Genomic DNA, 9,581 nt, shown 5'->3' with positions numbered 1-9,581 from the left:
TTATAGCTAATGGCATCGGGAGCATATTTATCTAGTTTGATGGTACCATTTCCGGCACCTAAGCTTTGATTGCCATTGTCTTGTGCATTATAGGTGGCTGTTTCTTTGGTATTAATTTCTGCCAATGTTTCTATCTCCTCCTCATTTGAATTGGTGTTGATTATATTTTCAGGAAACCAAGCAGGACCATTGGCCTCGGGGTTTAGGAATACAGCATTTTCAGCCTTTCCAGCCAAAAGGTATTTGGTGTTTAGCATATTTATTCTTTGAATGCTTTTATAGTCAAAATTTCCTTCTTGGGCTTTCTTGACAAACCCATTGATTTCCGAAAGAAGAATTCGATCAATTAAATCACCATACCTACTCATTTTAGCGCCATGGTATCCTCCGATGCTATTGAAACGGTAACTCGTTCGGGCATCATTGAAAGGGTTTTGAATGTTTAAAACGCGAAAATAACTCTTGTCCGCACTTATTTTGTTGTCTGCAGGAGTGGCCGCAAAATGTTGTTCACTAGGGTCTTCAATAAAGCTATCCCCATCTAAGTAGCGACTATTGACTCCCCAAAGATCTATCAATATTGTCAAGCCTATACCTAAAAGTGCATAGTTGATTTTTAATTTATTATAATAGACCAAGCCTAATAGTAGGGCTGGTATTAAAATGAAGATTGCTGACCTAAGTGCATCCGACATCAATAGGCTTTTTCTATCAGATTTCAGCGCCTCCATTAGCCAGTCAGGATATCCGGGATTACCTGCGGAAGATTGGTAACCGGCCCACGAGGCAAAAACAACCCCAACTAGAATTAAACCTATAGTTATACCTGTACCAATTAAGAAGGGTTTTAAACTTTCTTTCTTACCTATTCTCTCCACCACATTTTCCAGACCTATGGCCCCAAATAATGGGATTACAAAAAGGGTCATTCCCAAGGCCATGGATACAGCTCTAAACTTATTGTATCCCGGTAGATAGTCAAAGATCGCAAAGTTAAACCATGCAAGGTTTTTACCCCAGGAAAGCATTAGGGTCAGGACTACCATCGACAGGAATACATTTCTATACAGTGGAGGTGAAAAGATTATAGCCAAAATAAATAGAAAAATCATGACTGCGCCGCCATATATGGGGCCTCCTGTAAATGGTTGATCACCCCAATAGGTGGGAGCGCCATTGAGAAACTGGTTTACTTGTGCATTGTCCACCCCATTGGAGCGAAGGGCTTTCTCTGAAGCAGAGTTTTTAGGAACTTCTCCTTGGGATGCCCCACCAAAGTAATTAGGGATAAGCAAAGTGAAAGTTTCAAGCTTTCCATTGGACCAATTGAAAGCATATTCTTTGTCCAGACCGGTGTCATTTTGTTCAGCTATGGGAAGATTACGCTCCCCTCTAATAGAATAGGCTCCATATTCCAATACTGAACTTAGTCGGGCGGCATGGCCCATTGCTCCGATTACAGCTGCCAATAGCAGCATAGCGGTAATCTTTGCGAAAGCCGGTAATTTTTTTTGTTGATAGGCAATGACCAGTTGGCCTATGCCATAGACAATGACCAATAATAAAGTGTAATAGGTAATTTGAAGGTGGTTAAACTTCAACTGTAGCAATACTGCGAAAGCGGTGATTACGATGCCCAGTAGCTTTTTGCCATTGAAAGCCAGGTGTACACCTGCCAGTAATAAAGGGACAATACCTATGGCCCAGATCTTGGCATTGTGTCCTGCCTCTAAACTCAAGAAATTAAAGGTGTTGAATGCAAAGGCCCAAGCCCCTATTATGGCAATATAAGGTCGAACTTTGAAACAGATGAGAAGCAAGTACATGGAGACCATTCCGAAGAAGAGGGCACTAATGGGATGTGGAAGCCCGAAGGTCAATACCTTGATTAAGAAATTGGTAATATCCCCTTTTGGGTCTAGGTGAATCAAATAGGCCGGCATTCCTCCAAACATTCGATTGGTCCAAAGTGCCTGTTGCCCGGTGCTATCCTTATAGTCCAATATTTCTTTGGCGGAACCTTCCCATTGAAGGATATCAGTTTGAAAAATCATCTTCCCTTCAAATACAATGGGGGAAAAATAGAGTACAACGATCAGGTAAAAGGAAGAAATCGCTAAAAAATGAGGCAATACATCTGCTTTAAAATCAAACTTCATGGTCTAATCGTCTGGAATTAAGTAAGGTTTATATTCAATACGCAAATTAACAAAAAACACCGGATAATAGTAAATGTCTTTAGGTCTGCCTGAGGTTAAAGTTCAATAATTACAAAATTTAGACTTCGATAGAATCGATGGCCCGATATTTAATTAAGGATGGGTGGGTTCTGTAATTTAGGATGTCGTGCCAAGTCAATGGTTTTCAATCTTGTTTGATTTATCAATTATTGAATAAAATTGGTCCCATTGTAAGATTTCGTAGTCTTTGCCTGCAATAAAAATATTTTCAGCCATGGATTGGCCCAAAACAGAGACAGGAATTCCCCTGTATTTTCGCAAGTTTCCTATTAAAAATGGTTTGAGTAGTGGGAAAACTTTTAAGACGATTGCCTGAGATATCCCATACCTATTGGTTGGAGTTAAAATCATAGAAGGTTGAAAGATGCTCAATCGGTCAAATGCCAAAGCCTTTAAAGCTGCTACCAACTCACCTTTTGCTCGTAAGTAGAATGAACTAGACTTTGGGCTTATACCCACGGATGCCAATAATTCAAAATGTCGGACGCCACTTTTTTTGCATGCCTTCGCAAACTCCAATACGGCTTCTTTATCGATCTTTAAAAACTCCTCTTTACTAATCTTACTTGGTTCTCCTACACCCAATGTACAGATTGCAATGTCATGACCAGGAATAAATTCTTGGTAGCTATCGGGTTTGCTTACATTTATTTTGTGTTGATAAACATTGTCTTTTTTGATGCCTGAAATGGGAGTTCGCCCAAGCAAGGTCAGTTGGTGTACATTGTTATTGGCCAACAGGGTCTTTAATGCTTCTGAACCTACCGCACCGCTAGCACCTAAAATGACAATCGAATTGGTGTTGGTATTGTCAGTCATGATTTACAAAGTAAAATTGGATAAATGATTTCTTTATTTAGCTATGAGCAATATAGTTATTTTAGAATAGGGAATTTAAGTCGGCCTTAGCCTAGAATACCTAAAAGATAGGTTTTGTATAATTGATTTGGCAATATAACTTTTTCATCTTCCCTAAGTAATTTGATTATGCTCTTTTACTAAACTGTATTTTTTGCTTAACCATTTTGTTTTCTTCTCAATATTTCTATTGATGACATGAGATTATTGGGTGTGGTCGCTTAGGAATAAAGTTCAAACAAGTACCTTATATAATTAGGCTTAGGCGTTTATATAATAAATCCTTCCAAAGGATCGTTGTCAGATTTAATTTATATTGAAGGAAATGAAAATCAAAGGCTTATTCTAGTTGACAAGGATTGGTTAAGATTGTATTAATTGATTATTCCTTGAAAAAACTTCCTGCTTATTGTCAGGTTTTGGTTCATTCGATAGCGCTAAAGTGTTTGCTAGACCTTTGTGACCATTGTTACTGTTGCCTAATTTGTTCTGCAGTACTTTTGGGTATAAATTAATGACATGTTAAAACAATACTTTCCCATATTACAGTGGCTACCGGGCTACAAAAAATCTTATCTTTCCGGAGATATAGGAGCAGGTTTGACGGTAGGTATCATGCTTATTCCACAGGGGATGGCCTATGCAATGATTGCAGGTTTACCGCCTGTTTTTGGACTTTATGCTTCTTTGATCCCCCAGGTGGTCTATGCCATTATGGGTACTTCAAGGCAATTGGCCGTAGGTCCGGTAGCCATGGATTCTCTTTTGGTTGCTTCAGGCCTTGGGGCACTTGCCCTTTCAGGCATTGACGAATACATTGCCATGGCCATTTTCTTGGCCATTTTTATGGGACTTATACAGTTGGGGCTGGGCTTATTGCGGATGGGGTTTTTGGTGAATTTTTTGTCAAAACCTGTCATTAGTGGTTTTACCTCTGCAGCAGCCATTATCATAGGTTTGAGTCAATTGAAACATCTTTTAGGTACTGAAATTGAGGGAAGTAATCAAATTCATGTTTTATTAAAAAATGCCATAGCTACAGTTTCTGATACCAATTGGATTGCTTTGTCTATTGGTCTCTTGGCCATTGTGGTAATAAAATCTATCAAGCGTTTGAATAGCAGAATACCAGCTGCCTTGGTGGTGGTGGTATTGGGTGTGTTGACCATTTATTTTTTTAATTTAAATGAAGAGGGGGTTAAAATTGTTGGCGATGTCCCCAGTGGTTTGCCATCATTAAAGGTACCTGCGTTTGAAATTTCCAGAGTTTCTGAGCTCCTACCTATTGCCCTGACACTTGCATTGATCGCTTTTATGGAAGCCATATCTGTTGCCAAAGCCATCGAAGAGAAGCATACAGATTATAAGGTCGATTCCAATCAGGAGTTAATCGCCCTAGGGACAGCTAATATTTTAGGATCTTTTTTTCAATCCTATCCTACAACCGGTGGGTTTTCTAGGACGGCTGTCAATGATCAAGCCGGAGCGAAAACAGGCGTGGCACCGATGGTAAGTGCTTTGGTGGTCGGCTTAACGTTATTGTTCTTAACACCATTATTTTATTATTTGCCCAATGCGGTATTGGCCGCCATTATTATGGTGGCAGTTTTTGGGCTAATTGACTTCAATTACCCAATAGAGCTTTTCAAGAATAGAAGAGATGAGTTTTATCTCTTGCTTGCAACTTTTTTGATCACCCTTACTGTAGGAATTAAAGAAGGCATTCTGCTTGGGGTATTAATCTCATTATTGTTGTTGGTTTACAGAACCTCAAGACCACATATTGCAGTTTTGGGTAGAATTAGAAATACGGACTATTTTAAAAATATAGCCCGTTTTCCGGAAGATACCGAAACGTTTAGGGATATTCTAATTATTCGATTCGATGCTCAGTTGTATTTTGGAAATAGGGAGTATTTCAAAAAAGAATTGCAAAATCAGCTTGACCTTAAAGGAGAGGAAGTAAAATACATCATCCTGAATGCAGAGGCGATCAATTATATTGACAGTAGCGCCATTCATATGTTGCGTCAGACTATTCAGGAATTTAATAATAAAGGAATTAAGCTCTTGGTTGCTGGAGCTATCGGTCCTGCACGAGATATCTTTTATAGCAGTGGGCTGATTGAAGCTATTGGAAAGGATAATTTTTTCGTCAAGACCAATGAAGCATTAGAACATTGTAACCCTAAGCATCAAAAATCAGCCATTGAAAACAGGATATCTCTTCAATCTAAGACTTAACTCCGGATTAGGTCTTAGCATTCGAGTTGAAGTGAAAATGCAAAGAAGGTTAGGCGATGTTGCATCTGAGCCTAATCTGCAGACAGAAATTTGTTAATGCTGCTTTAGAACTACATCATCTCATGAAACGAAGTAAATTTGCCAAAAAACACTGACTATAAGCGTTATAATGCATTGGTAAACTTGGTTTTAATAAAGGTTAAAAATTCCTTTGGGATGGTGAATCAAACCATTTGTTATTTAAATAATACCCCAGAGAAAGCTCATGACTGTTGTTGGTATAATTGCTTTTGCTGTTAAGGTTGAAATCATAGGCATAACCCATTCTGAGTTCTTGGGTAATGAAAATATCCATTAGCAAGGCAAGGGCTTTCCTATTGCTTCCAATATCAGCAATTGCAGCTTTATTTTTTATGAATCCTGACCTGAAAGAAGTGCCTATCCAATAATTTTCTCTTAAAAGAAACATTGCATTTATGTCAAAACTTGTAGGGCCATTCAATTCCTCACGGATTAAAAGTGAAGGTTTAAGAGAAACTCCATCTGACAAGGGCAAGAGTGCTGCCAGGTTTTTCTTTTCAAGAATATTTTGCCCTACTAGATTATAAGCACTTAAACCTGTAAAAAACTGAGGTGTATGAAAAAATATACCAAGATTTAAATTGGGCGTGATGGCATTTATTTTACCTTGAGGTATGCCGGGATCACTGGGGTCATCAGGCAGGTATTGACTTGCATCTAGGCCATAAGAAGCAAAACCTGAACTAACCCCCAAGCTTAGATAGCTACTATAGGTCAATTGCACACTGTAGGAGTACGTAAGGAGTAAGTTCTGGATATTACTGGCTCCGAATTTGTCTGAATTAATTTGTATGCCGAAACCCATGGTTTGCTCCATATTTCCGATATCTGCGGCAACGGAAAAAGTTTGTGGAGCTCCTTCAAATCCACTAAACTGACTTCGGTAGGTAGCTTGTACAAAAGGGTCAATTTTGTATCCTGCATAGGCAGGATTAATGTGAAGAGGATTAAATACGTATTGGCTATACTGAGGAAGTTGTTGTGCTTGAGCAGAGGTTAATGCAAAGAGAACACTAACGGTTATAAGAATGCTATGTAAGGTTATTGGTTTCATATTTTATTTAATCACTTGTACCCAGCCCTTGTATTGTTTCTCTTTCTTATCAAAATTTACGCCTTTAACTTGATAATAATATGTCCCTGGCAATAAACCTTCAGCATACCAATCGTTTTGATAGTCAGTGGAAGAAAAAACGATGTCTCCCCATCGATTAAATATCACCAGCTCTAGTCGTTCATACCTATGGGAGGCTCTAATTACAAAAGTTTCATTTTTACCATCTCCATCAGGTTTGATTACATTTGGGATAAATAGTGGAAGAATGGTTTTTACTTCAATAGAAGTGTTGTTTTCGGGTAATACATCTTGTCCGTCTGCACTTACCTCAGCTCTATTCCTGATCCTTCCATCAGCAATAGCCTTTACTGTTAGGGTGATGGTGAGGGTGGCACCCACTTCAAATTGGGGTACGTTCCAAACCAATATATCTTCTTCTTGAGAAAAACTAGGGGTAGAAAGTAACCCTTCAGCATTCAACACTTCTGATTCGTAAGCCAATTGTGCCGGTAAAAAGTCCACAATTCGAACATTGTCAGCGGGGTCAGGTCCGTTGTTGGTAACTATTATTTGGTATTCGAAAGAACTGCCATCATTGACTGTGGAATTAAAGGAGGTTTTTTCTATGGCCAAGTCAACCATCTTAGGCCTAACCTGTAACTCTTCACTTCGAATCGTTTGGTCGTAATTTTCTACCTTTATATTGACTTCATTGGTATAGTTTCCATCTATTGTTGGCATTACAGACAATCCCAACTCCACGGTTTCTCCATCGGCAAGATTACTTATTTCCCATGTGTTGGAAGTGCTTAATGAAGGTGTGGAAGAAAGAAGCATCAGCTCTTCAGGTAATAGTTCAGTTAGAATTATGTTTGATAAAGTGAAAGTACTGGTGTTTTTTAACTTAATGATATAATTTACTATATCACCCGGCAAAGCCTGTGTCCTATCAAGCGTTTTTTCTGCATCAATAGAAATTCCTATGATGGTTAAGGTAATATTGGCCTCACTGCAATTGTCAGGAACATCTTTTTGGCAAATGTTGTATCGAATAAAGTAATCTCCAGGCGGGATGTCTTCAGGGAGTTTTATTATACCTTCAGGGTCCAAATTGTAATCCAATGAAACAACATTCCCATCTTGATCAATAATGCTTAAAACGTTGATTTCTACATCTTCAGGGACGATCGGTTTATTTTTCAGGCTGTCATTCAATAAAATTGAAGGCAATGAATGGAACTCAAAGTTTATTAAGGGCCCGAAAACATCATTGTTAGCCATTATAGGTGCAGTGGCCACTTTAATGGTTATTTCATTGCTTATATGATCTCCACATATCTCATCGGAGACAGTTCTCCTAAAATTTGTGGTCTCAATAAGTGGGTTTGGAGAGTAATTCTTTTCTTTGGCATCCTCAATAATTTCCCAGTCTGATCCTACTGTTTTAGCTTCCCATATAAAAGTGAACTTTCCCGAAGCTCCTTGTGGTTCAGTACCAATGATTTCATCTGGTACAAAGACTGTTCACCGGAAATAGTATTATTGCTTACCTGAGAATAAACAAATACTTCTACTGCTAACCTTTCATCCGAAAGGCAAGTACCATTGGATTGGGTGGCATAATAAGTCATGCCGTTTTGTAGAACTGTCTCCTTAGGAAGTGTTTCTTCTCCAAGGGGGGAAGTATGCCATTGGATGTTTGTACCTTCAACTTCCAGAGCAGCCAAGGTGTACTCGCCTGGGCTGCAAAATTCCTGAACAGGCTCTCCTTTTGGGGCCTCAGGAACCTCAGTCAAATTTATAGTAACAACTGTGCTTTTTTCACCTGAGCATATCCCGGTAATTGTGTACTCAAAAGCATAGGTGCCGGTGGGCAGTTCCTCCGATGACCAAACGTTTTCAATTAAATTTCCACTATTGGTGATTTCTTCCCAGCTTCCATAATTGTCATATGGTCCGTTCAGATAATCAAATAAGTTTATTATTTCCCCTTTACAGATATCCACTTCCTGACCTGTTCCTGATTCAGGGTTTAAACTTGCAGCGTCAATAGTAAATTCAAGAGTTTTATTTACACAAGACTCCGGGTTGTTATCACTGATTCTAACATAGTATGTGCCGGAATTGGTTGACAAATTAAAGGAGGGGAAATCAAGACGAGAAGTATTACTTAATATATTTTCAGGTGCCCCTTCTTTGTACCATTCAAATTGAAGAAAATCCAAATTTTTAACTAAAAGTGCCCCATCTTCTCCTTCGCAGAGATTTTCCGGAATGATTATAGGTAAATTTTCACCTTTTACTTGTACAGAAGTATTAGTTAAATTCCCACAGGCATCTTCCAATTGTAGCTTGTACCTACCGGACTCAAGCCCCTTAAATAAGGGGTCTTCTCCATTGTCAAGGACAAAAGGTAAGCCGTCTTTTTCAACAATTTTATAAGTTATGGGAAGGTAGCCATCTGCATTTACAGAGACCTCATAATTGTCTCCACTGCATTTAAATGTATTGATACTATTAAAGGTACTTTTCTCTTTGATTTCGAAGGTTTTTAATGTCTCTAAACAATAGGTGATTTGGGGTCTGTTGAGCATCATGTCTTCCCCCATTTTCCAGATGTTCAATGATTTTACTAACCTTAATGTTCCAGAATAATTTTGATTTATATTGGTAGCGCCATTGACCAATATCACTGCGTTTTCATTGGTCAATGGTTCCGAAGGGTTATACGTAATACCTGATTCGGGATGTACCCAGTTTCCGGATAATGGGTCAAGTTTCTGGATTCCGAATAAAGGAGATTGTCCATTGGTTGAATTGTCATCATGGTTTAAAAAAATATTGAATGCACCACAATTTTCAATGATGTCAATTTGGTTTTCTATTACCTCAATACCCTCAATCGTGACTTTGGTAAGGTGTGTAGTTTTGCAACTGGTATTAGATGTAAACTCATAATCTCCTTCGGGCAGGTTGTTCATGTAAAACCTTCTGGGATCCACATTGCTGATGTTGTTAGTAACATCTAAAGGCAAAGAACCACTAAAGGAAGATGGAGCTTTGGTTAATTCTACGGAAGTAAATTCAAAATCAAAGCTATT

Annotated in this window: 6 protein-coding genes; 1 reads left to right on the top strand and 5 read right to left on the bottom strand. The window is 38.6% G+C overall.

The window, feature by feature from the left end; genetic code table 11:
- Together AAC037_RS11530 and AAC037_RS11525 are read right to left on the bottom strand one after the other, a co-directional pair.
- A partial coding sequence (locus AAC037_RS11530; RefSeq protein ID WP_339903137.1) for a hypothetical protein occupies nt 1–2,159 on the bottom strand: 2,159 nt, incomplete at its 3' end.
- A gap of 195 nt (nt 2,160–2,354) precedes the next feature.
- Complete coding sequence (locus tag AAC037_RS11525; protein ID WP_339903136.1) at nt 2,355–3,059, bottom strand: NAD(P)H-binding protein; 705 nt, start codon at nt 3,057–3,059, stop codon at nt 2,355–2,357.
- 558 nt (nt 3,060–3,617) lie between these two features.
- On the opposite strand from AAC037_RS11525, the gene sulP reads away from it, so the two are divergent.
- Nucleotides 3,618–5,342: a sulfate permease gene (gene sulP, locus AAC037_RS11520; RefSeq protein ID WP_339903135.1), complete on the top strand. Its 1,725-nt coding sequence runs from the start codon at nt 3,618–3,620 to the stop codon at nt 5,340–5,342.
- A gap of 199 nt (nt 5,343–5,541) precedes the next feature.
- Here the strand turns inward: sulP and AAC037_RS11515 are convergent, their stop codons facing one another.
- From AAC037_RS11515 to AAC037_RS11505, 3 genes are all read right to left on the bottom strand, one after another.
- Entirely contained in the window at nt 5,542–6,477 is a 936-nt protein-coding gene (locus AAC037_RS11515; protein WP_339903134.1) for a type IX secretion system membrane protein PorP/SprF, read from the bottom strand.
- 3 nt (nt 6,478–6,480) lie between these two features.
- The gene (locus tag AAC037_RS11510; protein WP_339903133.1) at nt 6,481–7,710 is read right to left on the bottom strand and encodes a gliding motility-associated C-terminal domain-containing protein; all 1,230 of its coding nucleotides are present in this window, start codon (nt 7,708–7,710) and stop codon (nt 6,481–6,483) included.
- Between the two features lie 206 nt (nt 7,711–7,916).
- On the bottom strand, nt 7,917–9,581 hold a 1,665-nt coding region (locus AAC037_RS11505), incomplete at its 5' end, for a hypothetical protein (protein WP_339903132.1).

This window comes from uncultured Cyclobacterium sp. (assembly GCF_963976465.1).
Lineage (GTDB): Bacteria > Bacteroidota > Bacteroidia > Cytophagales > Cyclobacteriaceae > Cyclobacterium.
This window is presented reverse-complemented; position numbering and strand designations above follow the sequence as displayed.